This window comes from Amycolatopsis benzoatilytica AK 16/65 (assembly GCF_000383915.1).
In the GTDB taxonomy this organism is placed as follows: Bacteria; Actinomycetota; Actinomycetes; order Mycobacteriales; family Pseudonocardiaceae; genus Amycolatopsis; species Amycolatopsis benzoatilytica.
Map to the genome: position 1 here is coordinate 617,736 of NZ_KB912942.1, position 26,865 is coordinate 644,600.

Below are 26,865 nucleotides of genomic sequence, written 5' to 3' on the forward strand. Positions count from 1 at the left end.
TCATGACTGTCGACACGAAAGCCGGCCGGAGCCTGGTCACCTGGCTCGGGATCGCCTGCGTGGCAGTGCTTCTGCTCACCGCCGGCATTTACCTCGTGCTGCGCGACACCGGCGGGACGAAGCTGTCCGCCTACTTCGGCAAGACCGTCGGCCTCTATGCCGGTTCGTCGGTGCGAGTGCTGGGCGTGTCGGTCGGCCAGGTCACCGCGGTGACGCCGGAGGGCCAGGCCGTGCGGGTGGACATGACGGTGAACACCGACGTCCCGATCCCCAAGGACGTCGGTGCGGTCGTCGTCGCGCCCAGCCTGGTCAGCGACCGGTACGTGCAGCTGACCCCCGCCTACGACAGCGGTCCGACGCTGGCGAGCGGCACCGTCCTGGCGCGCGACAAGACCGCGACGCCGGTCGAGCTGGACGACCTCTACGCCAGCCTCGACAAGCTGTCCACCGCGCTCGGACCCAACGGAGCCAACAAGAACGGCGCGTTCTCCGACCTGCTGGACACCGCGGCCGCCAACCTCAAGGGCAACGGCAAGAACCTGAACTCGACGGTCGGGCGCCTCGCCGATCTCGCCGGGACGCTCGACGATTCGAAGGACGACCTGTTTTCGACGGTCAAGAACCTGAACTCGTTCACGTCCGCGCTCTCGGCGAGCGACAGCCAGCTGAACGAGTTCTTCCAGCGGCTCGCCGACGTGAGCGGCTTCCTCGCCGACGATTCGAAGGACGTCGGCGCCGCGCTCGCTTCGCTGTCCACCTCGCTCGGCGACGTGAAACAGTTCGTGTCGGACAACAAGACCCAACTGTCCGCCAACGTCTCGAAGCTCGCGTCGCTGACCAAGGTGCTGGTGGACCAGCGGGCCGCGCTCGCCGAGGTGCTCGACATCGCGCCGACCGGGGCGACGAACTTCATCAACACCTACGACGCGGCGTCCGGCACGATCGCGGTGCGCGACAACCTCAACGAGATCACGAACCCGCCGATCCTGACCGTCTGCCGGCTGATCAGCGCGGGCACGCCGAAGCAGGTCCCGGACACGCTGGGGAACATCTGCAAGAAGCTCGCGCCGGTGCTCGACGGAACGCTCAAGCTGCCGTCCATTCCGCAGGCGCTGAACTCGCTGCAGAACGGCCAGCTGCCGCCGTTGCCGCTGCCGCTGTCCGACGTGCTGACCCAGGGCGGCGGAAAATGAAGCGGCTCCGCAAAACCCTGGCCGGCTCGCTCGCCGGGGTGCTCGTGCTCGCCGGATGCAGCGACGGCGGGTTCAACGGCCTGTACTCGACGCCGCTGCCCGGCGGCCCGGACGTCGGCGACCACCCGTACCACGTGACCGCGTTGTTCACCGACGTGCTGGACCTGGTGCCGCAGGCGAACGTGAAGGTGAACGACGTCCCGGTCGGCCGGATCGACCGGATCTCGCTCACCCCGGACACCCGGTCGGCGCTGGTGTCGATGACCGTGAACGGCGATGTCGCGCTGCCCGCGAATGCGCGCGCCGAGCTGCGCCAGTCGAGCCTGCTCGGCGAGAAGTTCGTGGAGCTGAGCGAGCCGACCGGGGAGAAGCCTGCGGGGAAGCTCGCCGACGGCGCGCAGATCCCGCTGGGCCGCACGAACCGCAATCCGGAGATCGAGGAGGTGCTGGGCGCGTTGTCGCTGCTGCTCAACGGCGGTGGCATCGACCAGCTGCAGAACATCAGCCACGAGCTCAACGACGCGTTGTCCGGCAACGAACCGCAGATGCGCGCGCTGCTGTCCCGAGTGGACGATCTGGCCACCCAGCTGGACGGGCACAAGGCGGAGATCCTGCGCGCGATCGACGGGCTCGGGAAGCTGTCCGCGACGCTCGCCGGGCAGCAGCAGAACCTCGCCACCGCGCTGGACAAGCTGTCGCCCGGGCTGAAGATCGTGGCAGACCAGCGCGAGCAGCTGGTGGGCATGCTGAACGCGTTGAACAAGCTGTCGTCGACGGCGGTGGACACCGTGCACCGCAGCCGCGACCAGCTCGTCGCGAACCTCAAGGCACTGGAACCGACGCTGCGCCAGCTCGGCGCCGCGGGCAAGGACCTGCCGAACGCGCTGCAGATCCTGCTGACCTATCCCTTCCCGGACTACGCGGGCAACGTGATCAAGGGCGACTACGCGAACGTCGACGCGCGCGTCGATCTGGACCTGGACAAACTGGTGCAGAATTTCGCGAACTCGTCGCAGCCGCCGTTCCAGCTGCCGACGCCTTCGCTGCCCGGGGCGAACCCGCCGGCCGCGGGCAACGGCGCGCCACCGCTCTCGCTGCCGCTGCCGGCGAACGGCTCCGGGCCGAGCAAACCGAGCATGGGCGGACCACTGGGCGGATTGCTCGGCGGTCTGGTAGGAGGCGGCGGATGAGGACGCGCAAAACCCGGATCCAGCTGCTGGCGTTCCTGCTGATCGCGGTGGTGTCGGTCGGGTACGCGGGCGGCCACTACGCCGGTCTCGACCGGCTGTTCGGCAATCGCGGCTACCACGTCACGCTGAAGCTGCCCGATTCCGGCGGGATCTTCGTGAACTCCGAGGTGGCCTACCGCGGCGTGACCATCGGCCGGGTCGGGGACCTGACGCTCACCGGGCACGGCATCGACGTCCGGCTCGACATCGACTCCGGCGGCCCGGACATCCCGGCCGCGCTGCACGCGCAGGTCGCGAACCGGTCGGCGGTCGGGGAGCAGTTCGTGGACCTGCTGCCGGACCGCGAGACCGGCCCGTACCTGCGGGACGGTGCGGTGATCACGCAGGATCGGGCTTCGCTGCCCGCGACGCCGGACTCGGTGCTGACGCATCTCGACGGCCTGGTGTCGAGCGTCCGGCCGGAGTCGTTGAAGACCGTGGTGGACGAGACGTACAACGCGTTCGCCGGTGCCGGACCGGAGCTGCAGAAACTGTTGGACAGCACCAGTTCGCTCACCGCGACGGCGGCTCAGTACGTGCCGGACACGCAGGCGCTGCTGGCGAACTCGCGGACCGTGTTCGCCACCCAGGAGCGGCAGGCGCAGAACATCACGTCGTTCGCGTCCGGGCTCAAGACGATCAGCGCGCAGCTGAAATCGTCGGATCCGGCGCTGCGCCAGGTGATCGACGAGGCTCCGCAGGTGAGCCGGCAGATCAGCGACCTGCTGGCGGTCTCCGGGACCGATCTCGGGGTGCTGTTCGCGAACTCGCTCACGACCGCGCAGGTCACCTCGATGCGCACCGACGCGCTTGAGGAACTGCTGGTGGCGTACCCGGTGATCTCGGCCTTCTCGCCGACGACGTCGCCGGACGGCACCGGGCACCTCGGCGTGGTGTTCAACTTCTTCGACCCGCATTCGTGCACGAAGGGCTACGAGGGCACGAAGCAGCGCCCGGCCAACGACACCAGCGAAGCACCGGTCAACATGAACGCCTACTGCGCGGAACCGCCGGGCGGCCCGGTCGAGGTGCGCGGTGCGCAGAACGCGCCGTACGCCGGCAAGCCGCCGGCGATTCCCGCTGCGCCCAAGGCGACCGGGACCGCGGACGGGTCTTCGGCGCAGCAGCTGCCCGGTTTGCTGGGCCAGCTGGGGACGCCGTCGAAGGGCGGGCTCGGCGCGCTGCTGGGCGGTTCGTGATGAACCCGGTCCGCACCGGACGGCTGCTCGGAGTGCTGGCCGTCGTCGCGGTGCTGGCCGCGGCGTGGTTCGGCTGGTCGTGGTGGAACGCCGCGCACGACGACAGCCTGGCGCGCGGCCGCGCCCGGGACGCGGTGCTGGCGGCCGCGAGCGCCGATCTGGTCGCGCTCAACACCATCGACTACCGCACGAGTTCCGCGGACGTGGACAGGTGGATCGCCGCTACCACCGGCCAGTACGGCAAGGACCTCTCCGGCGACCGGCAGATGCAGATCGACCGGGCGAAGACCACGAAGACAGTGTCGACGGCTTCGCTGGTCCAAGCCGCGGTCACGGAACTGGACCCGGCCCCGGGCACGGCGCGGCTGATCGCGGTGCTGAACGTCCGGGTGAGCACCGGGGGCGGCCCCTCGATGGAGAAACAAGCGCGGCTGACGGTGGACTTCGCGCGCGCTGGTGACGAGTGGAAAATCAGCGCGGTGCAGGCGGTGGGCTCGTGAGGTCGCGGACTGTCGCGATGGGAATCGGCGGCGTCGCGGCCGCCTGTGCGGTGTGGTTCGGCGTGCAAGCGTCGCTGCTGCAGCCCGAGGACGACGAAGCGTTGGTCGACCAGGCTGCGACGGCTCAGGTGACGCAGCAGGTGAGCGCTGCGGTGAAGGCGGTTTTCTCTTACGACTACGCGAATCTGGACCGTACCGAGCGCGCCGCGTCGGAGGTGCTGACCGGCGACGCGGTGCGGCAGTACCAGGGCCAGTTCGCGGCGGCGCGGAAGCGGGCGACCGACGAGAAGCTGGTCCGGACGACGACCGTCCGCTCGATCGGAGTCCGCTCGCTGCGCGGGGACGACGCGAGCCTGCTGGTCTTCCTTGACCAGCAAACGATCCTGCCGGGCGGGGGCGTGCCGAAGTCGTCGGTGGGGCAGCTTTCGGTGACGGCGCACCGGGTGGACGGGCAATGGCGGATCACCGGGCTGGATCCGCTGTAGCCCGGCGGGCCGCTATCCGGAGAACGGCCCGCCGTCCCCGAACACCGTGTCCGCGAACCGCTCGCCCACCAGCCGATGCGTCGCCGCGTCCGGGTGCAGCGCGTCCGGCAACGGGTGCGCCGCGAAGTCCTTTTCTCCGTAAAGCGAAAGGCCGTCGACATAGAACAGCGCGGCGTCCCCTCGCGCGGCCACGATCCGCGCCAGTTCCTGCCGGATCACCCGCAGCGTCAGCTTGCCCTCCGCGACCGCGCGAGGATCCCCGGTCGCCCGGAACCGCAGCGATCCGTCGCGGAAGTCCGGTGCTCCCGGCCCGGGAGTGTCCTCGTGGATCGGGCACAGCAGCGGCGAAATCACCGCAAGCGGCGCCTCCGGATGTCCTTCCCGGATGGTGTCGAGGAACCCGTGCACCGCGGGCCCGAAAGCCCGCAGCCGGATCAGGTCCGCGTTCACCAGGTTGATGCCGAGCTTCACGCTCACCAGGTCGGCCGGCGTGTCCCGCATCGCCCGCGAGGTGAACGGGTCCAGCAGGGCGCTCCCGCTGAACCCCAGGTTGACCAGTTCCACTCCGGCGCGCGCGGCGGCCAGCGCCGCCCACGTCGACGCCGGACCGGCCGCACCGGTCCCGTGGCTGATCGAACTGCCGTGGTGCAGCCAGACTCGCCGGGTGACCGGCACCGCCGAAACCGGAGCGTTGGTGCGCAGCGCGAGCAGCCGGGTGGTTTCGTTGTACGGCAGCCAGATCTCGACGTTCTTGTCCCCGGCGGGCAGATCGGAGAACCGGACCGTGCCGGGGGCGCCGGGCTGGGTCGAGCCGGTCCCGGACATCATGTCGAGCGTCAGCACGTCGCCGCCGGAGACGGTGCCGGCGCCGGCGGGCACGCCGTCGAGGATGAGGTCGTAGCTGCCGTCCGGAAGCGGCGGCAGGCCCTCGTAGCCGACTTTCGTGCGGTGCGTGTCCAGCTCGATCACCGTCGCGGAAGTGCGGAACGCCAGCCGCACCCCGGAAGGCTGGGTTTCCGCCATCGCGAGCCGGCTGTCGGTGTTCTGCGCCCTGGCACGGGCGGGCAGCCGGTGCGGCAGCAGCCCTTGCCGGGTGGGTTCCAGTTCCAGCGCTCCGCGCACCAGCTCTTCGCCGACCGGCGTGATGATCCACTGCATGGCGGCGAGTCTGCCAGCGGCGGTCAGCCGTCCCACACCTCGGCGCCCTGCCGGACCACCTCGACCGGGGCGGCCGCCGAAACCGGCCACAGGTCCAGCACGTACCGGAAGTGCTCGCCGAATTCGTGGTCGTGCCACTCCGCGTCCGGCGGACCGCTTTCCACATAGGACACTCGGACTCGGTACCGCCCGGGCGGTACCGCGATCCGGTGCTCGTACCCGGCGTAGTCGGCCGGCCCGGCCAGCGCCGCTTCGCCGCCGGGCAGGTCGAGGTCGGCCTCCACGACGTGGGACGCCTCCGCCCGCAGCGGCGGGGCGGCGGGCCCGATCGTCACGTCCGTCTCGACCCAGTCCGATCGCGCGGTCGCCACGGAGAGCGACGAGGGCTCCACCGCGACGCGCCACCGGGCCACCGCGTCCTCGGTCCACCCGCCGTCGCCGCGACGCCAGGCGCTCTTGTCCCGCAACGAGAACTGCCGCTGATCCGCATGCACCAGGTACCGCACGGAGGTTACGTTAGCCGACCTGAGCCGGGGGTCACCCGAAATGGTTTGCGAGAGCGGTTTAGCGTGGTGGTATGACCACAGCTCCTGTCGACGTCGACACCGCCCGTCGCGACTACGCTGCGCTGGTCGAGCGCGGCCTGTCCCTGGACATCACCCGGGGCAAGCCGTCGCCCCGGCAGCTCGACCTCTCCGCGGATCTCCTCACCCTGCCGAACGGCCAGTACAAGGCCGAGGACGGCACGGACACCCGCAATTACGGCGGGCTCAAGGGGCTGCCGGAGCTGCGCCGCATCTTCGCCGGCGCGCTGCAGGTGCCGGTCGAGCAGCTGTTCGCGGCGGGCAACTCCAGCCTGGAGCTGATGCACGACACCATCGCCCAGGCGATGCTCAGCACGCTGCCGGGCGCGGAGCGCCGCTGGGCCGACGAGCCGCGGATCGCGATGCTGTGCCCGGTGCCCGGCTATGACCGGCACTTCGCGCTCGCCGAGCGGTTCGGCATCGAGCTGATCCCGGTCCCGATGACCGAGGACGGCCCGGACATGGACGTCGTCGAGCGCCTCGTCGCCGAGGACGCCGCGGTCAAGGGCATCTGGTGCGTGCCGAAGTACTCGAACCCGACCGGCGTGACCTTCACCGACGAGGTCGCCCGCCGGCTCGCGACGATGCCGACCGCCGCGCCGGACTTCCGGATCATCTGGGACAACGCGTACGCGGTGCACCACCTCACCGACACCGAGACCCCGGTGGCCGACATCCTCGCGCTCTGCGCCGAGGCCGGGAACCCGGACCGCGTCTTCGTGTACGGCTCCACCTCGAAGATCACCTTCGCGGGTGCCGGCGTCGGGTTCTTCGGGGCGTCCGAGGCCAACCTCGCCTGGTGGCAGGGCGTCCTCGGCAAGCGCACCATCGGCCCGGACAAGGTCAACCAGCTGCGGCACGCGATGTTTCTCAAGGACGCCGACGGCGTCCGCGCGCTCATGCGCAAGCACGCCGAGCTGATCGCGCCGAAGTTCGAGGCGGTCGAGCGCATCCTCTCCGAGGAGATCTCCGACCTCGCCACCTGGACCAAGCCGACCGGCGGCTACTTCATTTCGCTGACCGTGCCCGACGGCACCGCGAAGGAGGTCGTGCGGCTGGCCAAGGAGGCGGGCATCGCGCTCACTCCGGCCGGCGCCACCCACCCGCACGGCGACGACCCGGCCGACGCGGTCATCCGCATCGCGCCGACTTTCCCGGACCTGCCCGAGGTGGAGGAAGCCGTCCGCGGCCTCGCCGTCTGCGTGCGGCTCGCGGTCGCGCAGCGCGCCTGATCATCCCTGGCCCCGTGCCGCCGCCACCCGCTACGGTGGCGGCGGCACGGTCGTATCCAGGGGGGGCACGATGCGGGTTCTGATCGCCGGCGGCGGAGTCGCCGGCACCGTCACGGCGATGGCGCTGCAGCTGGCCGGGCACGAACCGGTGGTGTTCGAAGCGCATCCCAGCGGGGGAGCGGACGCCGGTGCTTTCCTGACCGTCATGCACAACGGGATGGACGCGTTGCGAGCCATCGGCGCCGACACTCCGGTGATCGACGCGTCCTTCGCCGCGCTCGGCGTCGAGGCCATCGGCCCGGATGGCGCCACGGTCGGCACCCGCACCTTCGACAGCGGTCTCGACGGTCCGCGCACTCTCACCCGCGCGGTGTTTTACCGCGTGCTCCAACAAGAAGCGGAACGCCGCGGCATCCAGCTGGTGCACGGCCGCCGTCTCACCGGGGCGACCGGGACCGACCGCGTCACCGCGAGCTTCGCCGATGGCACCACCGAATCGGGTGATCTGCTCATCGGTGCGGACGGTCTGCACTCCGTCGTTCGAACGCTCATCGACCCGCGGGCCGAGCCGCCGCGCTACACCGGCCTCACGGTGGTCTACGGCTACACCCGGGCCGAAGGCCTGCCCGCCGCCCCCGGCGTCTACCGGATGATCCGCGGCAGCCGTGCCGCGTTCGGCTACACCACCGCTCCGGACGGCGCGACTTTCTGGTTCGCTCGCGTCCCGGACGTCGAACGTTCCCGGGACGAGCTAGCCGCCGTCACCCCGGCCGGCTGGCGTGAGTTCACTCACGCCGCGTTCGCCGGCGACCCGTTGCCGTGCGCCGAAATCGTGGCCGCGACCGGTGACGACGTGTACGGCGGGCACTCCTACGACCTGCCGACCACGCGCGTCTGGTCGACCCCGACGATGGCTCTCGTCGGCGACGCCGCCCACGCCGCGTCGCCTGCCGCGGGGCAGGGTGCGTCGATGGCACTGGAGGACTCAGTGGTCCTCGGCCAGTGCCTGCGCGACCTGCCGGACGCACCCGCCGCGTTCGCCGCCTACGAGCGGCTGCGCCGGGCGCGGGTGGAGAAACTGGTCGCGGTCAGCGCGGGCAACGACACCGGCGCGGACCGAGGCTGGGCATACCGGCATCATCTGGACTGGCGAGCGCGAATCACGGCGTGAGCGGGGCACGGACGATACGATCCGCGCATGACTCAAGCTGCCCCACCGCAACAGGCGCACCAGCAGTTCCCCATCCTGCTGTCGACGATGAACGATCTGCCCGGGTACCGGGTGGTCCGCGTGTTCGGCGAGGTCTTCGGCCTCACCGTCCGCAGCCGCAACATGTTCTCCAACATCGGGTCCGGTTTCAAGGCGATGGGCGGCGGCGAGCTCAAGGGCCTGACCAAGCTGCTGTCCGACTCCCGGTACGAGGCGCTCTTCCGCCTGTGCCAGGAAGCCATGAACCACGGCGCCAACGCGGTCCTCGCGCTCCGCTTCGACTGCAACGAGATCGCCGGCACCGCCAGCGAGATCGCCGCTTACGGCACCGCGGTGTACGTGGTCCCGGACGGCGCTCAGCAGGCTCCGCAACAGCAGGCACCGCAACAGCAGCAGGCACCCCAGCAGCAGTACGCGCAGCAGGGCCAGCAGCAGTTCCAGGCCCCGCCGCAGGGCTGACGCCGCCGCCCGCGAGCCCGTGCGTCCGAAGATGTCGTGAAGGACCCCTTGAGGGAATGAGATTCCGGCAAGGGGCCCTTCACGGACGGTCGATCCTGGGCCAGGGCAATAGGCTCCCGGCCGACGAAACGGGCCCGCACCGGAAAAGGCGCGGGCCCGTATTCGCGGAATCCGGGAATCACTTCCGGTACAGCGCCTCGATATCGGACGCGTAGTTCTTGTTCACCACGTTGCGCTTCAGCTTCAGGCTGGGCGTGATCTCGCCGCCCGCCTCGGTGAAGTCGTTGGCCAGCACGGTGAACTTCTTGATCGCCTCGGCGTGCGACACCTGCTTGTTCGCTTCGTCCACCGCCGCCTGGATCTCCGCGCGCAGGTCGGCGTCGTCGGCCAGTTCGGACACCGTCGCGCCGGCCGGCTTGCCGTGCTGGGTCTTCCACGACGGGAAGTACTCCTCGTCCACGGTCACCAGTGCGGCGATGAACGGCCGCTGGTCGCCGACCACCATCACCTGGCTGACCAGCGGCGAGGACTTGATGGTGTCCTCCAGGCCGGACGGGGCGACGTTCTTGCCGCCCGCCGTCACGATGATCTCCTTCTTGCGGCCGGTGATCTTGAGGAAGCCGTCGGCGTCCAGTTCGCCGATGTCGCCGGTGTGGAACCAGCCGTCGGTGAGCGCTTCCGCGCTCGCCTCGGGGTTGTTGTAGTACCGGCCGAACACGACGTCGCCCTTGAGCAGCACCTCGCCGTCGTCGGCGATCCGCACCGAGGTGCCCGCGACCGGGCGGCCGACGGTGCCGACGCGGAACGCCGCGGTGGTGTTCACGTTCGCCGCCGCGGACGTCTCGGTGAGGCCGTAGCCCTCGAACACCGGCACGCCGATGCCGCGGAAGAAGTGCGCCAGCCGCGCGCCGAGCGGGGCCCCGCCGGACACCGCGGCGATGCAGCGGCCGCCGAGCGCGGCGCGGAGCTTGCCGTAAACGAGCTTGTCGAAAACCAGGTGCTTCGCCTTCAAAGCGAACCCGGCGCCGCCGTTCTCCTGCGCCTCGCTGTAGGCCACCGCGGTCGCCTCGGCGGCGTCGAAGATCTTGCCCTTGCCGTCGCTGTGCGCCTTCTGCTTCGCGGTGTTGTAGACCTTCTCGAACACGCGCGGCACGGCCACCACGAACGTCGGCCGGAAGGTGCCGAGGTCGGGCACCAGGTTCTTCACGTCCGGCGTGTGGCCGAGCGTGACCCGGGCGCTGAGCGCGGTGATGGCGATCGCGCGGGCGAGGATGTGCGCCAGCGGCAGGAAGCACAGCAGCGAGTTGCCCTGCTCCATCAGCTCCGGGAACGCCTCGATGTCCGCGCGGATCTCGGCCAGCAGGTTCCGGTGGGTCAGCTCGACGCCCTTGGGCCGCCCGGTGGTGCCCGAGGTGTAGACGATGGTGGCCGTCTCGTTCGCGGTGACGCCGCGGCGGCGGGCGTGCAGGTCCTCGTCGGAGACCTCGGTGCCCAGCGCGGTCAGCCGGTCGACGGCGGGGGAGTCGCCCTCGATCCGCCAGGTGTTCTCCAGCGCGCTCAGCCGCGAGCCGATCTCCTCGACCGCCTTCTGGTGCGTGGCGGTCTCCACGAACACGGCCTTGGCCGCCGAGTCCGACAGGATCCAGTACACCTGCTCGGGCGAGGACGTCTCGTAGATCGGGACGGTCACCGCGCCGGCGGCCCAGATCGCGAAGTCGATCAGAGTCCACTCGTAGCGGGTCTTGGACATCAATGCGACCCGGTCGCCGTGGCCGACGCCGGCCGCGATCAGGCCCTTCGCCACGGCCGCGACCTGGTCCGCGAAGTCCTTCGCGGTCACGTCCAGCCAGGTGCCCTCGACCTGCCGCCGGAAGCTGACCACGTCGGAGAAACGCTCCGCGTTCGCCCAGACGACATCAGCCAGGTTCTCGTCGTCGCTCACCGGCTTGCCGGCGGGGGCGCTGTATTCGCGCACGTGGACCTCCGTGTTCGACGCTGCGATGCGTGCGGTTACCCGCCAGTCAACTTAGCTTGCCGTAGACCTTAAGACCATGCTGGCACGGGTCGCGCGCCGAGGTCGTGACATCGTGTCCGGGTGCACGCACCGCCCGCTCTCGATCTTGTCGACGAGACCTTCCTCGTCGTGCCTCCGTCCACCGTCGCCGCCGCCTTCGCGGACCCGCGCTCCTGGCGCCGGTACTGGCCCGACCTGGAGTTGCAGGTCTACACCGACCGCGGCGACCGGGGCCTGCGCTGGACCGTCACCGGCGCGCTGGTCGGTACCATGGAGGTCTGGCTGGAACCGGTTCTCGACGGCACCGTGCTGCATTACTTCCTCCGCGCCACCCCCGCCGGCCCTGGCGGCGTCCCGCGCGAGCTGAGCCCGCGCGAACTGCGCCGCGAGTTCGACCGGCGGGCGCGCTCGGCGAAGGACGTGGCGCTCGGGCTCAAGGCGATCCTCGAGGACGGGCGCGAGCCGGGGGTGCCGCCCCGGACCGTGTCCGAGCCGGGCGAGTCGGTCGAGTCCGTCGAGTAGGAGGCTCTTGTGCGGGTTCACGTCGTTTCGGACGTGCACGGCAATGCGGACGCGCTGAAGCGGGCGGGGGAGGGGGCGGACGCGCTGGTCGTCCTGGGCGACCTGCTCGACTTCGTCGACTACCACGACCACGACAAAGGCATCATGGGCACGCTGTTCGGCGCGGAGAAGGTCGGCGAGTTCGCGCGTCTGCGCCGCGAAGGCACCCGGGACCAGACTGTCGCCTACTCGCGCTCCCTGTGGGCCACCCTGGACGATCCGGCCGCAGCGGTGCACGAGGCGGTCCACGAGCAGTATTCGACACTGTTCGCCTCGATGACCGCGCCCACCTACGCGATCCCCGGCAACGTCGACGAGCCGTCGGTGTGGCCGGAGTTCGCCGGTGCCGGCGTGCGGCTCGTGGACGGCGAGGTGGTCGTCATCGGCGGCCTGCGGTTCGGCTTCGCCGGCGGCGCGGTGCTGCCGGACGGCGTGGTTCCGCGGCCTCGCAAGGGCGCGGCCTGGCGGCCGTACCTGCGCACGCGTGCGGAGTTCGACGCCGCGGTGGCGCAGTTGGAGCAGGTCGAGGTGCTGTGCACGCACATTCCGCCCGCGGTGCCCGAACTGACCTACGACGTGATCGCGCGACGCTCCGAGGTCGGTTCGGCGGCGTTGGTCGAGCTGATCCGCGAACAGCGCCCGCGCTGGTCGGTGTTCGGGCACGTGCACCAGCCGCTGGCCGCGCGACGGCGGGTCGGCCGGACCGAATGCCGTAACGTCGGTCACTTCAAGGAGACCGGGCAGCCCTACGTGCTGCGCTGGTGACCGCACTGTCCGGCTACGCTTCAGCCCATGGCGGAGCAGTCCACGCAGTCCATCGAGGTCGACGCCGAGCCCGCACGGGTGATGTCGGTGATCTCCGATTTCCCCGCGTACCCGGAATGGGCCAAGGCGGTCCGGGAGACCGAGGTCCTCGCGACCTGCGACGACGGCCGGGCGAAGCAGGTGAAACTGACCCTCGACGCGGGTCCGATCAAGGACGTGTACACGCTCGAGTACGACTGGGACGCCTCCGGCCTCGGCGTCAGCTGGCACCTGGTCAGGGGCCAGATGCAGAAGGCGCAGAACGGCCGGTACGCCCTGGAGCCGCTGGACGGCGGCCGCACCCGGGTCACCTACACGCTGTCGGTGGAGCTGGCGTTGCCGATGATCGGCCTGCTGCGGCGCAAGGCCGAGAAGATGGTCATGGACACCGCGCTGAAGGAGCTCAAGCGCAGGGCTGAGGGCTGAATGCGGATCCTGCTGTTCACCGGCAAGGGGGGTGTCGGGAAGACCACGCTCGCCGCGGCAACCGGCGCCGCCTTGGCAGGCCGCGGCAGGAAAACCCTGGTGGTTTCGACCGACCCGGCCCATTCGCTGGCGGACGCCTTCGGCACGCCGCTGGGCACCGACCCGGCCGAGGTCGAGGGCACCGCCGGGTTGTGGGCCGCGCAGGTGGACTCGCGCACGCTGGCCGACCGGACCTGGCACGAGTTGCGCGGCGAGCTGCGCAAGGTGCTGACCGGAGCTGGTCTGGACATTCTGGACGCTGAAGAGCTGACCGTCCTGCCAGGCGTCGACGAGCTCCTGGCGTTGAGCGAGGTCCAGCGGCTGGCTTCGCACGGGCCGTGGGACACCGTGGTGGTCGATTGCGGCCCGACCGCGGAAACCCTTCGGCTGTTGTCGCTGCCGGAAGCGGTGTCCGGCTACCTGACCCGGATGTATGGCACCCGCCGGGTCGCGGCGTCGATCCGCCGTCTGGGCACGCACCTGGACGCCCTCCGTTCTCTGCTCACCGATCCGGCCGTGACGACCGTGCGGCTGGTGCTGACCCCGGAACGCCTGGTGGTGGCCGAAGCCCGGCGCACCCTCACCTCGCTGGCGCTGCGCGGGATCGCGGTGGACGGCCTGATCGCGAACCGTTTGATGCCCGCGCCCGGGCTCTGGCGCGGCTCGGCGGCGAAGTGGCTGCGGACCCGCCGCGACCAGCAGGACGCGGTGCTGGCCGAGCTGGCGGCGGCCGGCTTCCGCCCCGCGCTCGTGGAACACCGCGCGAGCGAACCCGTGGGCACGACAGCGCTCGCCGAACTGGCCCGCGAGCTGTACGGCAGCCGGGATCCGTTGGCGGGCAACGGAAAACCGGTGACTCCGCTGCTGACAGTGACGGCGGGGACGGCGGGGACGGCAGCGACCTCCCCGGGCGGCGGATTCCGGCTGCGCGTCGCACTGCCGCTGGAGCGGGATTCGGTGCTCGACCTGGCCCGGGTGGACGACGATCTGGCGATCACCGTGGACGGGTTCCGCCGGCTGGTCGCGCTGCCGGAGACGCTGCGGCCCTGCCGGATCACCGGCGCGGAGTCCGACGCGGACGGGCTGACGATCACTTTGGCGGAGGAGCGGGGGCCCGAGTGACCGAAACGGACGAATCCGGCAGTCATGCCGACGGGCTGAAGCTGGCCGAGGAAATCCGGCTGCTGGTCGAGATGGTGATCGAGCGGGCCGCGCCGTGGCTGGAAGGCGTGCTGGCGGCCGGGCACGGCGAGCACCCGGGAGCCGCCGAGCCGGGCGGGTCCGGTGTGGAGGACAGCACTTCGGGATGCGGCTGGTGCCCGCTGTGTGCGATCGTCGCCGTCGTGCGCGGCGAGCGGCCGGAGTTCGTGGCCCGGGTCCTGGACCAGGCGGCCCAGCTCGTCGCGCTGCTGCGGGCAGTGCTCGCGGACCGGTGGGAGCCGGACGAGGGCGTGCACATGCCCGGGTTCCGGCCGGCCGCGCGTCCGCCCGCGTCCGAACCCGCCGCGGCCGCGCCGGCGCCGTCGCGGGTCCAGCACATCGCCGTCCGCAAGCGTGCGGACTGGCGGCCGGAGCGGGAGATCTGATTGCTGACCGTAGGGGTGGACGTCGGCGGCACCAGCGTGCGCGCCGGAGTCGTGGACGAGCGCGGCTCGGTGCTCGACACGGCGCGAGTCGGGACGCCGGGCGAAGAGAACGCGCTCGAGGACGCCATCGCCGGCGTCGTCGAGGACCTGCGCAACCGGCACGACGTCGCGGCGGTCGGCCTGGCCGTCGCCGGGTTCGTGACCCGCGACCGCCGGTCGGTGATGTTCGCCCCGCACCTGGCCTGGCGAGACGCGCCGGTGGCGGACCGGATCGCCAAACGCGTCGGCCTGCCGGTGACGCTGGAACACGACGTCAACTCGGCGGTCGTGGCCGAGCACCGGTTCGGCGCGGCCCGCGGGGCGGGTGTCGCGGCGCTGGTCGCGCTGGGCACCGGAATCGGCGCGGGCCTGCTGCTGGACGGCGAAATCTATCGCGGCGCGTACGGCGTCGCCCCGGAACTCGGCCACCTCACCGTGGTGCGGGACGGCCGCGCCTGCCCGTGCGGCAAATACGGCTGCTGGGAGCGCTACTGCAGCGGCACCGCGCTGGCGGCGACCGCGGTCGAGCTGCTGGCCCGCTACCCTGGCCGCTCGACGGTGCTGTCCCGCGAAATCGCCGGCGACCCGGGTTCGGTCACCGGCCGCCGGGTGGCGCGTGCCGCCCGCGACGGGGACCCGATCGCGCTGCGCGCGATGGCTGAGCTGGCCAAGTGGCTCGGCGAGGGACTCGCCTTGGTCGCGGACGTTTTCGATCCGGAGATCATCGTCATCGGCGGCGGGGTGTCGGAGTCCGCGCCGCTGTTCCTGGACGAGGCTCGCGAGCACTACGCCGGCGCGATCACCGGCGCCCGGCACCGTCCGCTCGCCCGGATCCGGACCGCGCACCTGGGCGACGACACGGCGATCGTCGGGGCAGCGGCGTTGGCGATGGACACGCTGTAGGCCGTTTCGGCAGGCATAGGCGCGAGCCAGGTTGTGTGGAAGGCTTGGTCAGGTGACGCCGATGACTGCCAATCGCTTCGTGCGGTGCTCGTGCGGCAGGCAGCACTGGGGCACCTACGGCGCGGCGGGTCTGCTGCTGTGCGATCCGCGTCGCGGGGTGTTGCTGCAGCGGCGTGCTTGGTGGGTGCACAACGGCAGAACGTGGGCGCTGCCGGGCGGTGCGCTGGAAGCCCGTGAGTCGGTGCGCGACGCGGCCGCCCGGGAAGCGTGGGAAGAGGCCGCGATCCCGTCGTCGGCCTTCCAGGCTCGGTCGGCGTCGGTGCTGGACCACGGGGTTTGGCGGTACACGACGGTGCTCGGCGTCGCGGACAGCGCGGTGCAGGCGCAGGTCGCGAACGCGGAGAGCGCGGAGATGCGCTGGGTGCCGCTGGACGAGGTGGCCGGGCTCGAGTTGCATCGGGATTTCGCCGCCGCCTGGCCGGGTTTGCGCGAACAACTGGGCCGTGAACTGGTCCTCGTGGTCGACGCGGCGAACGTGATGGGCTCGCGTCCGGACGGCTGGTGGCGCGACCGACATGGCGCCGCGGAACGCCTGCGCGACCAGCTGACTGGTCCGGCCGCCCGCGGCCTGCGCGACGACGTGGTGGGCCTCGGCACCGGTTCGACCTGGTCGTGGTGGCCGCGGGTGGTGCTCGTGGTGGAGGGCAAGGCCAGGGGAGTGGAGCCGGTCCCGGGTGTCGAGGTGGTGCCCGCGGAGACCGACGGCGACTCGAAGATCGTCGAGGTCGCCGCCGCCGCGCGGCAGCGGCCGGACGATCACGTCGTGGTGGTGACCGCCGACCGGGAACTGCGCGGCCGCGTCGCGGACCTGGGCGCGCGGGTGCTCGGCCCGGGGGCGTTGCTCCGCGAACTCAACGGCTGAACCATCCGGCCGAACGGACTTGCTTCACTGCCCAGCCAGCTCCGCCACGATCTTCGCGATCCGCCGCTCCCGGGTCTCCGTTCGCTTCGCCGACGTGACCGCCTCCGCCCGTTCTCGTTGAGCGGTGAACGAAAGCCGGTCGAACACCGCGCGCACGCCCGCCTGTTCCATCGCGGCCGCAAGCTCCGCGGGCACCTCGACGGTCCGCTCCGCGAGGTCGGCTTCAAGCGTGACCGCGACCGTCTCCCCGGCGCTGACTCCTGCCGCCTCCCGATTCGCCGCGCTCAGCGGCAGCATGAACTCGCCGCCGTAGACCGCGACGGTGCTGCGATAGGTGTGCGCGCCGATCGTCACCCGGACTTTCGGTTTCCGGCCCTGGCCCAGCGCCTCGACGACCTCGGCGGGCACCCGGAGCCCGGTCGCCGTCTTGCCGTTCAGCTCGACGACAGCGGTGAACGTGTGCGCCATAGCCGCCGAGGCTAGCCGTGCAGGACCCCGTCGCGCATCTCGGTGACCAGCGCGGCGACCACCGCTTTCAGCGATCCGTTGTACTGCTTCGCGACCGCTCGCTGCCGCTGATAGCTGGCCCCGACCTGGAGGATCGTCTCGACATCGCGCAGTTCCCGCACGCAGTCCAGCTTGCGCGCGACTGGTTCCAGCCGGTCCAGCAGTTCGACCAGGTCGTCGGTGACGAGGCGCTCGCGGCCGGCCGCGTCGAGGATGACGATCGCGTCCAGGCCGTAGCGCGCGGCGCGCCACTTGTTCTCCTGCACATGCCACGGCGGCAGCACCGGCAGCTGTTCGCCGTCGTCGAGGCGGGAGCTGAAGTCCTCCACCAGGCACTGGGTGAGCGCCGAAATAGCGCCGACCTCCTGCAGCGTGGGCAATCCGTCGCAAACCCGCATTTCCAGTGTGCCGAAATGCGGTGCGGGCCGAATATCCCAGCGGATTTCGGAAAACTGGTCGATCACGCCGGTGGTGAACATGTCCTCGACGTAACCCTCCAGTTCCGCCCATTCGCGGAACTGGAACGGCAGCCCGGCTGTCGGCAGCTGCTGGAACATCAGCGCCCGGTTCGACGCGTACCCGGTGTCCTCGCCCGCCCAGTACGGCGACGAGGCGGAGAGCGCCTGCAGGTGCGGCGCGTACCGGAGCAGACCGTCGAGCACGGGCAGCACCTTGTCCCGGTGATCGAGACCGACGTGGACGTGCACGCCGTAGATCAGCATCTGCCTGCCCCACCACTGCGTGCGGTCGATCAGCTTCGCGTAGCGCTCCTTGTCGGTTACCTTCTGCCGGTACCACGACGAGAACGGATGCGAACCGGCCGAGAACAGTTCGACGCCCAGCGGGTCGGCGACCCGGTGCACCTCGTCGAGCGCCTCGCTCAGATCGGCCTTCACCTCGCCGACCGTGCGGCAGACGCCACTGACCACTTCGATCGTGTTGAGCAGCAGTTCCTGCTTGATCCGCGGGTGCTCGTCCGCGCCGTCCGGCCGGACGGCGGCGAGCAATTCCTCCGCGACCGATCGCAGTTCGCCGCTGCGCCGGTCCACCAAAGCCAGTTCCCATTCCGCGCCGACGGTGGAGCGACGCGACGCCTGGAACTCGATCCGCATGCCGTCCGGTCAGACTTGGGCGCCGTTGCTGGGGTCCGCGCCGGGCGGAGGGCCCTGGCGCACGCGCAGCAGCAGCAACGCGATGCCGGTGGCGAGTGCGAGGATGCCGAGCGGGGTGGCCAGCGCCGGGCCGACCCCGATCAGATTCGGCACGATCAGCAGCAGGAGGCCGACCACGAAGAACAGCAGCACGATGAAAGCGCCCTTGCGCCAGCGCGGCAGCGGCGGCGGCTCCGGCGGTTCGTAGTGCTCGTCGTCCTCGGCCGGGTCGGCGGAGAAGATGGTGGTGTCCCAGTCGGTGCCGCCGGTGCGCCAGCCCTCGGACGCCGGCTCGGCGGGCTTGGCCGAGGGTTTGCCGTCGCCGGATTTCTCCGGTTTGGCGGGCGATTCGGGCGTACCGGTTCCGGCGTCCGCGGGTCCGGCGCCCGCGAACGGGTCCTCGTCCAGGAACACGCCCACGCCTTCGGCCCGCAGGTCGGCCACGATCTCGGCGAACGTAGCGTCGACGTTTTCAGGTCCGTCCGCGCCTTTCCCCCGGGTCATCCGGCACCCACCTGTCCCGCCCGCAGCTCGCGGGCAAACTCGGCACTGCGGCTGAAGATGAGCTCCGCGTCGAAGTCCTGCGTCGCGACGTGGAAGCTCTTCTCCAGCACCACCTCGGTCACGTTCGAGCTCGCGATCGCGTCGAGAATGATCCGCGAGTTCTCCGGCTCCACGACGTGGTCGACCCGAGAGTGCAGCAGCAGCACCGGCTGCGTCACCTTCGGCAGGTCGGCCCGCACGATCTTCCACAGCTTGGCCAGGCTCGCCGCGGCGCGCACCGGCGTGCGCGGATAGGCCAGTTCGGTCTCGCCCGGCTTCGCGATGTCGTTCCCGATCGCGCGCACAGACGGCACGACGCGGGAGAACAGCGGCAGGATCTTCGCGTCCAGGCTGAGCCGGGTGACCGACGGGTTGACCAGCACGATCCCGGAAAGCTCCGAGCCGAACTCCTCGGCGAGCCGCAGCGCGAGCGTCCCGCCCATCGACATCCCGCCAACGAACACCTGGTCGCATTCCGCGCGCAGCGCCAGCAGCGCTTCGCGGACCGTTCCGTACCAGTCTTGCCAGGTCGTCCGGTTCAGGTCGCGCCACTGCGTGCCATGGCCGGGCAGCAGCGGGCAGCGCACCGCGAAGCCCTCCTGCGCCAGGTGCTCCCCCCAGCCGCGCATGCCGGCCGGCGTCGCGGTGAAACCGTGGCAGAGCAGGAAGCCGGCCCCGGAGGAGCCCGGGAAGGAGAACGGTTCCGCGCCGGCGAGCACGCCCATGACGAACGCCTTCCGATCGAAACGGTGGAGTCCTCCCATGCTCTCACGACGGAGCCGGGTTGTGGGGACGGCTCTGCGAAGCCGGACGCCGCCCGTCCCGCTGTGAGATCGGTCGCTGCCCCCGGGTGACCGCGCGTTCTCGCGTTGTGCCGGCCGGTGCTTGTTCCGTACCCTGACCTGCCGGGGCCCGCTCGGGCAGGAAAGGACTGGAACCCGGTGCTGTACTGGCTGATGAAGTGGGTGTTCATCGGACCGCTGCTGAAGACGCTGTGGCCCACGAAGGTCGTCGGGGCGGAGAACATCCCCGAGACCGGCGGCGCGATCCTCGCCGGCAATCACCTGGCGGTGGCGGACTCGTTCTTCATGCCGCTGCGGGTGAAGCGGAAGGTCACCTTCCCGGCGAAGTCCGAGTACTTCACCGAGCCCGGGTTCAAGGGCCTGCTCAAGAAGTGGTTCTTCACCGGCGTCGGCCAGTTCCCGATCGACCGCTCCGGCGGCAACGCCGCGCAGGCCGCGCTCGACACCGCCACCCGGCTGGTCAAGGAAGGCCACCTGCTCGGCATCTACCCGGAGGGCACCCGCTCCCCGGACGGCAGGCTGTACAAGGGCAAGACCGGCGTCGCCCGGATCATCCTCGACTCGGGCGGCATCGTCGTGCCGGTCGCGATGATCGGCACCGACAAGGTCAACCCGATCGGCTCCAAGATGTGGTGGCCGCGCCGGCTTGAGGTGCGCTTCGGCACACCGCTCGACTTCTCCCGCTACGACGGGCTGGCCGGGGACCGGTTCATCGAGCGCTCGATCACCGACGAAATCATGTACGCGCTGATGGAACTGTCCGGCCAGGAGTACGTGGACATTTACGCGGCGAAGGCGAAGGAACTGCTCGCCGCGGAAGCGGCCGGGGTAAAACCGGCGGTGCCGCCGCAGACCTCGGCGCGCGACGCTGACCGGGTGCCCGAAACGAAGGCGAGCTAGCCGCTCGGCCGGTCCGCCGAGCGGCGCTGATACCTTCTCTCGGTGCGTTTTTTCTACGACACCGAATTCATCGAGGACGGCGTGACGATCGACCTGGTGTCGATCGGTGTCGTTGACGAACGCGGCCGCGAGTTCTACGCCGTGTCCACCGATTTCGACCCTGGCCGGGCCGGGGCTTGGGTACGCGAGAACGTGCTGCCGAAGCTGCCCTCGCCGGCCGACCCGGCCTGGCGCAGCCGGGAACGGATCCGGGCCGACCTGCTGGAGTTCTTCGGCAAGCCGCCGGGCGGGATCGAGCTGTGGGCCTGGTTCGCCGCCTACGACCACGTCGCGCTCGCGCAGCTGTGGGGACCGATGCCCGCGTTGCCCCGGCAGTTGCCGCGGTTCACCCGGGATCTGCGCCAGCGGTGGGAGGACGCGGGGAAGCCCAAGCTGCCGGCCGCGCCTACCGACCAGCATGACGCGCTGGCCGACGCGAAGCACAACCTGCAGCGGTGGGACGTCATCGAGGCGGCTTTTCGGCGGCGGTGACGGCCGGTTCCCGGCCGCCGCGTGGCCGCGGGCTCGGTCCGTGGCCCGGCCTCCGCGCTCCGTGGCAGGTGGTCTGTGAAGGGCCCCTTGAGGGAATCAGATTCCCTCAAGCGGCCATTCACGGACTTGCCGGGATCGGCCGCCGCGTGGCCACGGCCCGTGGGGTCGCCGCCTACGGCGCTGCCCGGCCCCGCGACGGGCGCAACCACTGCCTCGGACGGCCCGGGCCCTTACCGGCGTGCCCGCACCGCCCCGGCCAGCGTGTCCAGCAGGTCCCCGGTCGCGTCCCAGTCCAGGCAGGCGTCGGTGATCGACTGCCCGTAGGTCAGCTCGTCCGCCCGCCCCAGCACCAGGTCCTGCCGTCCGGCCACCAGGTTGCTCTCCATCATCAGCCCGGCGATCCCGCGTTCCCCGGCGGCGATCCGCCCGGCCAGTTCCCGCACGACCTCGCCCTGGCGGACGTGGTCCTTGCCGCTGTTCCCGTGGCTCGCGTCGATGACCAGGCGCTCCGGCAGGCCGGACTTCGCGAGCCGGCCGAGGGTCTCCGCGACCGATGCCGGGTCGTGGTTCGGGCCGGCCGAGCTGCCGCGCAGGATGACGTGGCAGTCCGGGTTTCCGGCGGTCGTCATCAGTGCCGCGAGGCCGTCGGTGTTGATGCCCGGGAACACGTGCGACGCGGCGGCCGCGCGGGTGGCGTCCACGGCCACCTGGATGTCGCCCTCGGTCGAGTTCTTGATGCCGACCGGCATCGACAGCGCGCTGCACAGCTGCCGGTGCACCTGGCTGGCCGCGGTGCGCGCACCGATCGAACCCCAGGTGACGATGTCGGCGATGAACTGCGGGGTGATCGGGTCGAGGAATTCGCAACCCACCGGCAGTCCGAGCGCGGACACGTCGAGAAGCAGCTTTCGCGCCATCCGCAGGCCCTTGTTGACGGCGAACGTGCCGTCCAGGTCCGGGTCGTTGATCAGGCCCTTCCAGCCCAGCGTGGTGCGCGGCTTTTCGAAGTACACCCGCATCACGATGTGCAGGTCGTCGCGCAGCGCCTCGGCCTTGGCGGCGAGGCGGCGGGCGTAGTCGAGCGCGGCTTCGGGGTCGTGCACCGAGCACGGGCCCACGATGACGGCGAGGCGGTCGTCGCGGCCGTCGAGGATGTCGACGGTTTCGGCGCGGCCGTTCTGCACGACCTTCGCGACCGCGGCGTCGACCGGATGGTCTTCGCGCAGCAGCGCGGGCGAAATCAGCGGACTGACCGACGTAGTGCGGCGGTGGTCGAGAGTGCTCGTGTCGGCGGGGGCGGCGACGAGACGGGAGGTCATGGCGCGGGGGTTCCTTTCTGAGGGAAACCGACCCGCGGGGGATTCGCCGAGCCGGTGCGATATCCGGCTCGGGTGGGGGTCAGCGCAGGTTCACGCCGCCGGGCCCACCCGGGGCCGGCTTCGTAAACCAGAAATAGCGCTGCACGCCGCCACCGTAGCACAGCCCGTGCCGGCCCCTGTCCGGACCGATTGGGCAGGTGGTCCGGCCTGCACCGATCCAGATGAAAACCGCTACGCTTGGCGCGGAGCTGTGATCCCTGTAACGAAGACGGAGGAAGCAGATGCGTGTCGGTGTGCTGACGGGTGGCGGTGACTGCCCCGGCCTGAACGCGGTGATCCGCGCGGTGGTCCGCAAAGGCATCGAGGTGCACGACTGGGAGTTCGTCGGTTTCCGCAACGGGTGGCAGGGTCCGCTGACCGGCGACAGCCGGCCGCTCGGCCTCGCCGACGTCGAGGACATCCTCACCCGCGGCGGCACCATCCTCCGGTCGTCGCGCACGAACCCGTACAAGGTCGAGGGCGGGGTGGAGAAGATCCGCCAGGTGCTCGCCGATCAGGGTGTCGACGCGCTGATCGCGATCGGCGGCGAGGACACCCTGGGCGTCGCGAAGCGGCTGACCGACGACGGCATCGGCGTGGTCGGCGTGCCCAAGACGATCGACAACGACCTCGGCGCGACCGACTACACGTTCGGCTTCGACACCGCGGTGTCCATCGCCACCGAAGCGATCGACCGGTTGCACACTACGGCCGAATCGCACCACCGCGCGCTCGTCATCGAGGTCATGGGCCGCCACGCCGGCTGGATCGCGCTGCACTCCGGCCTGGCCGGCGGCGCGAGCGTGATCCTGGTTCCGGAGCGGCAGTTCTCCGTCGACCAGGTCGTGCAGTGGGTCGAGCGCCGGTTCGAGAAGGAGTACGCGCCGATCATCGTGGTCGCCGAGGGCGCGCTGCCCGAGGGCGGCGAGGAGAAGCTCCTGACCGGCGAGAAGGACGCGTTCGGTCACGTGCGGCTCGGCGGCATCGGCAACTGGCTCGCCGACGAGATCTCCGCGCGCACTGGCAAGGAATCGCGGGCTGTCGTGCTCGGCCACGTGCAGCGCGGCGGCACCCCGACCGCGTACGACCGGGTCCTCGCCACTCGCTTCGGCCTGCACGCGGTGGACGCGGTCGCCGACGGCGACTTCGGGGTGATGGTCGCGTTGAAGGGCACTGACATCGTCCGCGTGAAGCTTTCCGAGGCGACCGCCGAGCTGAAGACGGTTCCGCTGGAGCGCTACCAGGAAGCCGAAGTCTTCTTCGGCTGAGAGTTCTCCCGGGAGGTGGGGCTGTCCCCACCGCGCTGCCGGGGGCGTGCGGTATTCCGTGCGCCCCCGGCTCTTTTTAGGCTCGCGGGGTGCGAATCCTCCTGGCCGGACTGGCCCTGCTCTCCACTGTCGCGCTGCCTCACTCCACTGTGGACGGAGTATGGCGCACTGTCGGATACGGGCAGCTCGTCCAAGTGTCCGGCGGAAAACTGAGTACTTACGACGTCACCAAAGTCAGCTGCCTGCCCGGTTCGCTGTCCGGCACCGGCGACGGCACGACCTTCGCGACCAACGAGGGCTCCGTCGTCACGATCCGCCCCGGCGCGATGACGTTCGACGACAATCTGGGCGTGCGATCGCTTCGCCGGGTCCCCGGCGGATTGCCGCGCGAGTGCCGGGTTCCGGCGAATGAGCTGTCCACTTTCGACGTCTTCTGGCACACCTTCGCCGAGAACTATCCGTTCTTCCGCGCGAAAGGCGTCGACTGGCAGTCCGAAGGGGACGCTGCCCGCCGCGAGGTCGCCGCGCACCCAGACCGGCTTTACGACGTTCTTTGCGGGCTGATCCGCCCGCTGCACGATGCTCACGTCGCCTTGTCCGCTCCGGGCCAGCACTGCGCCTCGCCGCGTCCCGGCACCCCGGACCCGGGCAAGACCGTCCCGCGCGCGATCGCCGTCGCCGACGCCAATCTGGGTGTTCCGACGCGAACCTGGGCCGGCGGCGCCCTCGCCTACGCCGATCTGCCCGGCGGTCTCGGGTATCTGCGGATCACCGGTTTCCACGACTACGCCGGCACATTCGCCGAGAGCAGCAAGATCCTGGCCAAGGCGCTGGACGAAATCTTCACGCCGGGCCATCAGCGGTCCGGTTTGATACTCGACTTGCGCGTCAACGGCGGCGGCGACGACCCGCTCGGGCTGCAGGTCGCGGCCCGGCTGACGGACGTCCCGCACTACGCCTATGCCAAACGGGCCCGCAACGACCCGGACGACCCGTCCCGGTTCACCGTTGCGCAGCCGTTTTTCGTCCAGCCCGCCGTCGCACCCCGGTACCGCGGTCCGCTCGCGGTGCTCACCGGCAACCTGGATGTCTCGGCGGGGGAGACCTTCCTGCAGGCACTGCTGAACCGGCAGCCGCGGCCAGTCCTCATCGGACAGTCCACACAGGGCGCCTTCTCGGACACTTTGGACCGGGCGTTGCCGAAACCGGGCTGGACCGTGTCGCTGCCGAACGAGGAGTACCTCGATCCGCACGGGCGCACCTACGACGGCACCGGGATCGGCCCGGACCTCCCGGTCCCGGTGTTCGCCCCGGACGACCTCGCCGCCGGGCGCGATCCAGCACTCGCTCTCGCGCGGCGGGTGCTGGGTCGCTGACCGAGCCGCGATCAGGAGGGCCGCTTTCGCTGCCCCGTCCGCCGGTGGCACCGAGGATCGCGACCGCGGGAAGCGGAAGGGCACGGCGGTTCCGCCCGCCCTTGTTCGCGCCGACTGAGGAGAACGCGGCGGTCCGGCCGTCCGCTCGGATCACCGCGTCCTCCTCAGTCGGCTTCATCGAGCCGTCGTTCCAGCGCGTCGAGGCGGTCTGCCCAGAACTGCCGGTACGGGGCGAGCCAAGCGTCTACTTCGGCCAGTGGTTCGGCGCGCAGCCGGTAGCAGCGCCGCTGCGCGGATACGCGCACCGTCACCAGGCCGGCTTCCCGCAGCACCCGCAGGTGCTTGGACACTGCGGGCTGGCTGAGCTGCAGCTCGGCCACCAGTTCGCCGACCGACCGCTCGCCCTCGAGCAGCAGGTCGAGAAGGGCGCGGCGGCGGGGCTCGGCCAGCACGTCGAAGGTCTGCATCACTCCGGGAATTTGCCCCGCCCCGCATATGCCTGTCAAGGCATGCGGGTACCGACGAATGTCCGTTTTATGGTCTGAACCATTGACCTAGTGGTCTAGTCCATTTACGGTGAGTGCGTCCCGCTCTGTTACCGATCCGTCACCTGTCGTGACTCTTCGAAAGGGAGCCGAAATGCTTCGCTTGCGCAGAAAACGCCTGCTGGCACTGGCCGGGCTGGCGACCGCGGCGTTCGCCGCCGCGGCCGCGCTCGTTCCGGCCGCTTCGACGGCCGCGCCCGCGAGACCGGAGGCGGCGGCCGGGAAGGTGGTCGGGTACTTCACCGACTGGGGCGTCTACGACCGCAACTACCACGTCAAGAACATCGAGACCTCCGGCTCGGCGAGCAAGCTGACGCACATCAACTACGCGTTCGGCAACGTCACCGGCGGCGGCTGCGCGATCGGCGACGCCTGGGCCGACTACCAGAAGACCTATGACGCGGCGGGCAGCGTCGACGGCGTCGCCGATACCTGGGACCAGCCGCTCGCCGGCAGCTTCAACCAGCTGAAGAAGCTGAAGGCCAAGCATCCCGGCCTGAAGATCATCTGGTCGTTCGGCGGCTGGACCTGGTCCGGCGGGTTCGGGCAGGCCGCGAAGAACCCGGCGGCGTTCGCCGACTCCTGCTACAACCTGGTCAACGACCCGAAGTGGGCCGGTCTGTTCGACGGCATCGACCTCGATTGGGAGTACCCGAACGCGTGCGGCCTCACCTGCGACACCAGCGGCCCGGACGCGTTCAAGAAGCTGCTGGCCGCGGTGCGCGCGAAGTTCGGCCCGTCGAAGCTCGTGACCGCCGCGATCACCGCGGACGGCAGCGCCGGAGGCAAGATCGACGCGACTGACTACGCGGGCGCCTCGCAGTACGTCGACTGGTACAACGTGATGACCTACGACTTCTTCGGCGGCTGGGCGGCGCAGGGGCCGACCGCGCCGCACTCGCCGCTTACGTCCTACGACGGCATCCCGGTCAAGGGCTTCTCCAGCGACGACGCGATCCAGAAGCTGAAGACCAAGGGTGTTCCGCCGGCGAAACTGCTGCTGGGCATCGGCTTCTACGGCCGAGGCTGGACCGGGGTGACCCAGTCCGCGCCGGGCGGCGCCGCGACCGGACCGGCACCGGGCAAGTACGAGCAGGGCATCGAGGACTACAAGATCCTCAAGGCGAGCTGTCCGGTCACCGGCACCGTCGCGGGCACCGCGTATGCCAAGTGCGGCTCGAACTGGTGGAGCTACGACACCCCGTCGACCATCGCGGGCAAGACGTCGTATGCGAAGGCGCAGGGTCTCGGCGGCACCTTCTTCTGGGAGCTGTCCGGGGACACCGCGAACGGCGAGCTGATCAGCGCGCTCGCGAAGTAGGTCCGGTGCGGCCGGGGCG

29 protein-coding genes are annotated in these 26,865 nt (G+C 70.5%); 20 read left to right on the forward strand and 9 right to left on the reverse strand.

All coding sequences use genetic code 11. From position 1 onward, the window contains the following. The first annotated feature begins 2 nt into the window (after positions 1 to 2). From AMYBE_RS0102885 to AMYBE_RS0102905, 5 genes are read left to right on the forward strand one after another with little or no spacing between them, the layout of a single operon-like run. Entirely contained in the window at positions 3 to 1,193 is a 1,191-nt protein-coding gene (locus AMYBE_RS0102885; RefSeq protein WP_020657830.1) for an MCE family protein, read from the forward strand. Continuing rightward, positions 1,190 to 2,383 carry an MCE family protein gene (locus AMYBE_RS0102890; protein WP_020657831.1) on the forward strand — a complete coding sequence of 398 codons (1,194 nt, stop codon included), beginning with the start codon at positions 1,190 to 1,192 and terminating at the stop codon, positions 2,381 to 2,383. Before AMYBE_RS0102885 ends, AMYBE_RS0102890 begins: the two co-directional genes overlap by 4 nt. Continuing rightward, on the forward strand, positions 2,380 to 3,621 hold the full coding sequence (locus AMYBE_RS0102895; RefSeq protein WP_020657832.1) for an MlaD family protein: 1,242 nt from the start codon (positions 2,380 to 2,382) through the stop codon (positions 3,619 to 3,621). Before AMYBE_RS0102890 ends, AMYBE_RS0102895 begins: the two co-directional genes overlap by 4 nt. Further along, entirely contained in the window at positions 3,621 to 4,121 is a 501-nt protein-coding gene (locus tag AMYBE_RS0102900) for a hypothetical protein (RefSeq protein ID WP_020657833.1), read from the forward strand. Before AMYBE_RS0102895 ends, AMYBE_RS0102900 begins: the two co-directional genes overlap by 1 nt. A gap of 17 nt (positions 4,122 to 4,138) precedes the next feature. Further along, complete coding sequence (locus tag AMYBE_RS0102905) at positions 4,139 to 4,606, forward strand: hypothetical protein (protein WP_020657834.1); 468 nt, start codon at positions 4,139 to 4,141, stop codon at positions 4,604 to 4,606. Between the two features lie 12 nt (positions 4,607 to 4,618). On the opposite strand, the gene AMYBE_RS0102910 is transcribed toward AMYBE_RS0102905, so the two are convergent. Continuing rightward, positions 4,619 to 5,764 (reverse strand): GDSL-type esterase/lipase family protein, encoded by a 1,146-nt coding sequence (locus tag AMYBE_RS0102910; protein ID WP_034287802.1) that lies wholly within the window; start codon positions 5,762 to 5,764, stop codon positions 4,619 to 4,621. Between the two features lie 23 nt (positions 5,765 to 5,787). Next, on the reverse strand, positions 5,788 to 6,270 hold the full coding sequence (locus AMYBE_RS0102915; RefSeq protein ID WP_020657836.1) for a hypothetical protein: 483 nt from the start codon (positions 6,268 to 6,270) through the stop codon (positions 5,788 to 5,790). A gap of 71 nt (positions 6,271 to 6,341) precedes the next feature. Between AMYBE_RS0102915 and AMYBE_RS0102920 the strand changes: the two genes are divergently transcribed. The 3 genes from AMYBE_RS0102920 (at position 6,342) to AMYBE_RS0102930 (ending at position 9,249) form a co-directional block, all read left to right on the forward strand. Continuing rightward, positions 6,342 to 7,580, forward strand: coding sequence for an aspartate aminotransferase type Ic (locus AMYBE_RS0102920; protein WP_020657837.1), 1,239 nt, complete (start codon positions 6,342 to 6,344; stop codon positions 7,578 to 7,580). 70 nt (positions 7,581 to 7,650) lie between these two features. After that, positions 7,651 to 8,751 carry an FAD-dependent monooxygenase gene (locus tag AMYBE_RS0102925; RefSeq protein ID WP_020657838.1) on the forward strand — a complete coding sequence of 367 codons (1,101 nt, stop codon included), beginning with the start codon at positions 7,651 to 7,653 and terminating at the stop codon, positions 8,749 to 8,751. Positions 8,752 to 8,778: 27 nt separating this feature from the next. Then, entirely contained in the window at positions 8,779 to 9,249 is a 471-nt protein-coding gene (locus tag AMYBE_RS0102930; RefSeq protein ID WP_020657839.1) for a YbjQ family protein, read from the forward strand. Positions 9,250 to 9,427: 178 nt separating this feature from the next. Here AMYBE_RS0102930 and AMYBE_RS0102935 read toward each other — a convergent pair whose 3' ends face one another. Then, the gene (locus tag AMYBE_RS0102935; protein ID WP_020657840.1) at positions 9,428 to 11,224 is read right to left on the reverse strand and encodes an AMP-dependent synthetase/ligase; all 1,797 of its coding nucleotides are present in this window, start codon (positions 11,222 to 11,224) and stop codon (positions 9,428 to 9,430) included. A gap of 120 nt (positions 11,225 to 11,344) precedes the next feature. On the opposite strand from AMYBE_RS0102935, the gene AMYBE_RS0102940 reads away from it, so the two are divergent. From AMYBE_RS0102940 to AMYBE_RS0102970, 7 genes are all read left to right on the forward strand, one after another. Next, the gene (locus AMYBE_RS0102940) at positions 11,345 to 11,785 is read left to right on the forward strand and encodes a hypothetical protein (protein ID WP_020657841.1); all 441 of its coding nucleotides are present in this window, start codon (positions 11,345 to 11,347) and stop codon (positions 11,783 to 11,785) included. A gap of 9 nt (positions 11,786 to 11,794) precedes the next feature. After that, entirely contained in the window at positions 11,795 to 12,589 is a 795-nt protein-coding gene (locus AMYBE_RS0102945) for a metallophosphoesterase family protein (RefSeq protein WP_020657842.1), read from the forward strand. A 27-nt stretch (positions 12,590 to 12,616) separates the two neighbouring features. Beyond that, positions 12,617 to 13,054, forward strand: a complete 438-nt coding sequence (locus tag AMYBE_RS0102950) for an SRPBCC family protein (RefSeq protein ID WP_020657843.1) — start codon at positions 12,617 to 12,619, stop codon at positions 13,052 to 13,054. Beyond that, positions 13,055 to 14,215: an ArsA family ATPase gene (locus AMYBE_RS0102955; RefSeq protein WP_020657844.1), complete on the forward strand. Its 1,161-nt coding sequence runs from the start codon at positions 13,055 to 13,057 to the stop codon at positions 14,213 to 14,215. Positions 14,216 to 14,286: 71 nt separating this feature from the next. Beyond that, complete coding sequence (locus AMYBE_RS0102960; RefSeq protein WP_084470333.1) at positions 14,287 to 14,679, forward strand: hypothetical protein; 393 nt, start codon at positions 14,287 to 14,289, stop codon at positions 14,677 to 14,679. 15 nt (positions 14,680 to 14,694) lie between these two features. Further along, positions 14,695 to 15,621, forward strand: a complete 927-nt coding sequence (locus tag AMYBE_RS0102965) for an ROK family protein (RefSeq protein ID WP_020657846.1) — start codon at positions 14,695 to 14,697, stop codon at positions 15,619 to 15,621. A 52-nt stretch (positions 15,622 to 15,673) separates the two neighbouring features. Further along, on the forward strand, positions 15,674 to 16,543 hold the full coding sequence (locus tag AMYBE_RS0102970; protein ID WP_020657847.1) for an NUDIX domain-containing protein: 870 nt from the start codon (positions 15,674 to 15,676) through the stop codon (positions 16,541 to 16,543). A gap of 24 nt (positions 16,544 to 16,567) precedes the next feature. Here AMYBE_RS0102970 and AMYBE_RS0102975 read toward each other — a convergent pair whose 3' ends face one another. Genes AMYBE_RS0102975 through AMYBE_RS0102990 form a run of 4 tightly spaced genes read right to left on the reverse strand, consistent with a single transcriptional unit; the run spans position 16,568 to position 19,469 of the window. Further along, on the reverse strand, positions 16,568 to 17,011 hold the full coding sequence (locus tag AMYBE_RS0102975) for a YdeI/OmpD-associated family protein (RefSeq protein WP_020657848.1): 444 nt from the start codon (positions 17,009 to 17,011) through the stop codon (positions 16,568 to 16,570). A gap of 11 nt (positions 17,012 to 17,022) precedes the next feature. Continuing rightward, positions 17,023 to 18,162, reverse strand: coding sequence for a glutamate--cysteine ligase (locus tag AMYBE_RS0102980; protein ID WP_020657849.1), 1,140 nt, complete (start codon positions 18,160 to 18,162; stop codon positions 17,023 to 17,025). 9 nt (positions 18,163 to 18,171) lie between these two features. Next, on the reverse strand, positions 18,172 to 18,705 hold the full coding sequence (locus tag AMYBE_RS0102985; RefSeq protein ID WP_020657850.1) for a hypothetical protein: 534 nt from the start codon (positions 18,703 to 18,705) through the stop codon (positions 18,172 to 18,174). Then, the gene (locus AMYBE_RS0102990; RefSeq protein ID WP_027927324.1) at positions 18,702 to 19,469 is read right to left on the reverse strand and encodes an alpha/beta hydrolase; all 768 of its coding nucleotides are present in this window, start codon (positions 19,467 to 19,469) and stop codon (positions 18,702 to 18,704) included. Before AMYBE_RS0102990 ends, AMYBE_RS0102985 begins: the two co-directional genes overlap by 4 nt. Positions 19,470 to 19,685: 216 nt before the next feature. Between AMYBE_RS0102990 and AMYBE_RS0102995 the strand changes: the two genes are divergently transcribed. Beyond that, a complete protein-coding gene (locus AMYBE_RS0102995) occupies positions 19,686 to 20,447 on the forward strand; it encodes a lysophospholipid acyltransferase family protein (RefSeq protein WP_020657852.1) in 762 nt (253 codons plus the stop codon). 42 nt (positions 20,448 to 20,489) lie between these two features. Next, positions 20,490 to 20,978 (forward strand): polyadenylate-specific 3'-exoribonuclease AS, encoded by a 489-nt coding sequence (locus tag AMYBE_RS0103000; RefSeq protein ID WP_020657853.1) that lies wholly within the window; start codon positions 20,490 to 20,492, stop codon positions 20,976 to 20,978. A gap of 230 nt (positions 20,979 to 21,208) precedes the next feature. Here AMYBE_RS0103000 and AMYBE_RS0103005 read toward each other — a convergent pair whose 3' ends face one another. Beyond that, the gene (locus AMYBE_RS0103005) at positions 21,209 to 22,297 is read right to left on the reverse strand and encodes a 3-deoxy-7-phosphoheptulonate synthase (RefSeq protein WP_020657854.1); all 1,089 of its coding nucleotides are present in this window, start codon (positions 22,295 to 22,297) and stop codon (positions 21,209 to 21,211) included. 281 nt (positions 22,298 to 22,578) lie between these two features. Here AMYBE_RS0103005 and AMYBE_RS0103010 point away from each other — a divergent pair, with 281 nt between their 5' ends. Together AMYBE_RS0103010 and AMYBE_RS0103015 are read left to right on the forward strand one after the other, a co-directional pair. Further along, positions 22,579 to 23,604: a 6-phosphofructokinase gene (locus AMYBE_RS0103010; RefSeq protein WP_020657855.1), complete on the forward strand. Its 1,026-nt coding sequence runs from the start codon at positions 22,579 to 22,581 to the stop codon at positions 23,602 to 23,604. A gap of 89 nt (positions 23,605 to 23,693) precedes the next feature. Beyond that, positions 23,694 to 24,980, forward strand: a complete 1,287-nt coding sequence (locus AMYBE_RS0103015) for a S41 family peptidase (RefSeq protein ID WP_027927325.1) — start codon at positions 23,694 to 23,696, stop codon at positions 24,978 to 24,980. 164 nt (positions 24,981 to 25,144) lie between these two features. Here AMYBE_RS0103015 and AMYBE_RS0103020 read toward each other — a convergent pair whose 3' ends face one another. After that, positions 25,145 to 25,447, reverse strand: coding sequence for an ArsR/SmtB family transcription factor (locus AMYBE_RS0103020; protein WP_020657857.1), 303 nt, complete (start codon positions 25,445 to 25,447; stop codon positions 25,145 to 25,147). Positions 25,448 to 25,619: 172 nt separating this feature from the next. On the opposite strand from AMYBE_RS0103020, the gene AMYBE_RS0103025 reads away from it, so the two are divergent. After that, positions 25,620 to 26,846 (forward strand): glycoside hydrolase family 18 protein, encoded by a 1,227-nt coding sequence (locus AMYBE_RS0103025; protein WP_020657858.1) that lies wholly within the window; start codon positions 25,620 to 25,622, stop codon positions 26,844 to 26,846. Positions 26,847 to 26,865 lie beyond the last annotated feature (19 nt).

Excerpts from the sequence above, each read along its gene's own strand:
- AMYBE_RS0102885 (WP_020657830.1), top strand. The coding sequence starts at position 3 with ATGACTGTCGACACGAAAGCCGGCCGGAGCCTGGTCACCTGGCTCGGG.
- AMYBE_RS0102890 (WP_020657831.1), top strand. The coding sequence starts at position 1,190 with ATGAAGCGGCTCCGCAAAACCCTGGCCGGCTCGCTCGCCGGGGTGCTC.
- AMYBE_RS0102895 (WP_020657832.1), top strand. The coding sequence starts at position 2,380 with ATGAGGACGCGCAAAACCCGGATCCAGCTGCTGGCGTTCCTGCTGATC.
- AMYBE_RS0102900 (WP_020657833.1), top strand. The coding sequence starts at position 3,621 with ATGAACCCGGTCCGCACCGGACGGCTGCTCGGAGTGCTGGCCGTCGTC.
- AMYBE_RS0102905 (WP_020657834.1), top strand. The coding sequence starts at position 4,139 with ATGGGAATCGGCGGCGTCGCGGCCGCCTGTGCGGTGTGGTTCGGCGTG.
- AMYBE_RS0102910 (WP_034287802.1), bottom strand. The coding sequence starts at position 5,764 with ATGCAGTGGATCATCACGCCGGTCGGCGAAGAGCTGGTGCGCGGAGCG.
- AMYBE_RS0102920 (WP_020657837.1), top strand. The coding sequence starts at position 6,342 with ATGACCACAGCTCCTGTCGACGTCGACACCGCCCGTCGCGACTACGCT.
- AMYBE_RS0102925 (WP_020657838.1), top strand. The coding sequence starts at position 7,651 with ATGCGGGTTCTGATCGCCGGCGGCGGAGTCGCCGGCACCGTCACGGCG.
- AMYBE_RS0102930 (WP_020657839.1), top strand. The coding sequence starts at position 8,779 with ATGACTCAAGCTGCCCCACCGCAACAGGCGCACCAGCAGTTCCCCATC.
- AMYBE_RS0102950 (WP_020657843.1), top strand. The coding sequence starts at position 12,617 with ATGGCGGAGCAGTCCACGCAGTCCATCGAGGTCGACGCCGAGCCCGCA.
- AMYBE_RS0102955 (WP_020657844.1), top strand. The coding sequence starts at position 13,055 with ATGCGGATCCTGCTGTTCACCGGCAAGGGGGGTGTCGGGAAGACCACG.
- AMYBE_RS0102960 (WP_084470333.1), top strand. The coding sequence starts at position 14,287 with ATGGTGATCGAGCGGGCCGCGCCGTGGCTGGAAGGCGTGCTGGCGGCC.
- AMYBE_RS0102975 (WP_020657848.1), bottom strand. The coding sequence starts at position 17,011 with ATGGCGCACACGTTCACCGCTGTCGTCGAGCTGAACGGCAAGACGGCG.
- AMYBE_RS0102980 (WP_020657849.1), bottom strand. The coding sequence starts at position 18,162 with ATGCGGATCGAGTTCCAGGCGTCGCGTCGCTCCACCGTCGGCGCGGAA.
- AMYBE_RS0102985 (WP_020657850.1), bottom strand. The coding sequence starts at position 18,705 with ATGACCCGGGGGAAAGGCGCGGACGGACCTGAAAACGTCGACGCTACG.
- AMYBE_RS0102990 (WP_027927324.1), bottom strand. The coding sequence starts at position 19,469 with ATGGGCGTGCTCGCCGGCGCGGAACCGTTCTCCTTCCCGGGCTCCTCC.
- AMYBE_RS0103005 (WP_020657854.1), bottom strand. The coding sequence starts at position 22,297 with ATGACCTCCCGTCTCGTCGCCGCCCCCGCCGACACGAGCACTCTCGAC.
- AMYBE_RS0103010 (WP_020657855.1), top strand. The coding sequence starts at position 22,579 with ATGCGTGTCGGTGTGCTGACGGGTGGCGGTGACTGCCCCGGCCTGAAC.
- AMYBE_RS0103020 (WP_020657857.1), bottom strand. The coding sequence starts at position 25,447 with ATGCAGACCTTCGACGTGCTGGCCGAGCCCCGCCGCCGCGCCCTTCTC.
- AMYBE_RS0103025 (WP_020657858.1), top strand. The coding sequence starts at position 25,620 with ATGCTTCGCTTGCGCAGAAAACGCCTGCTGGCACTGGCCGGGCTGGCG.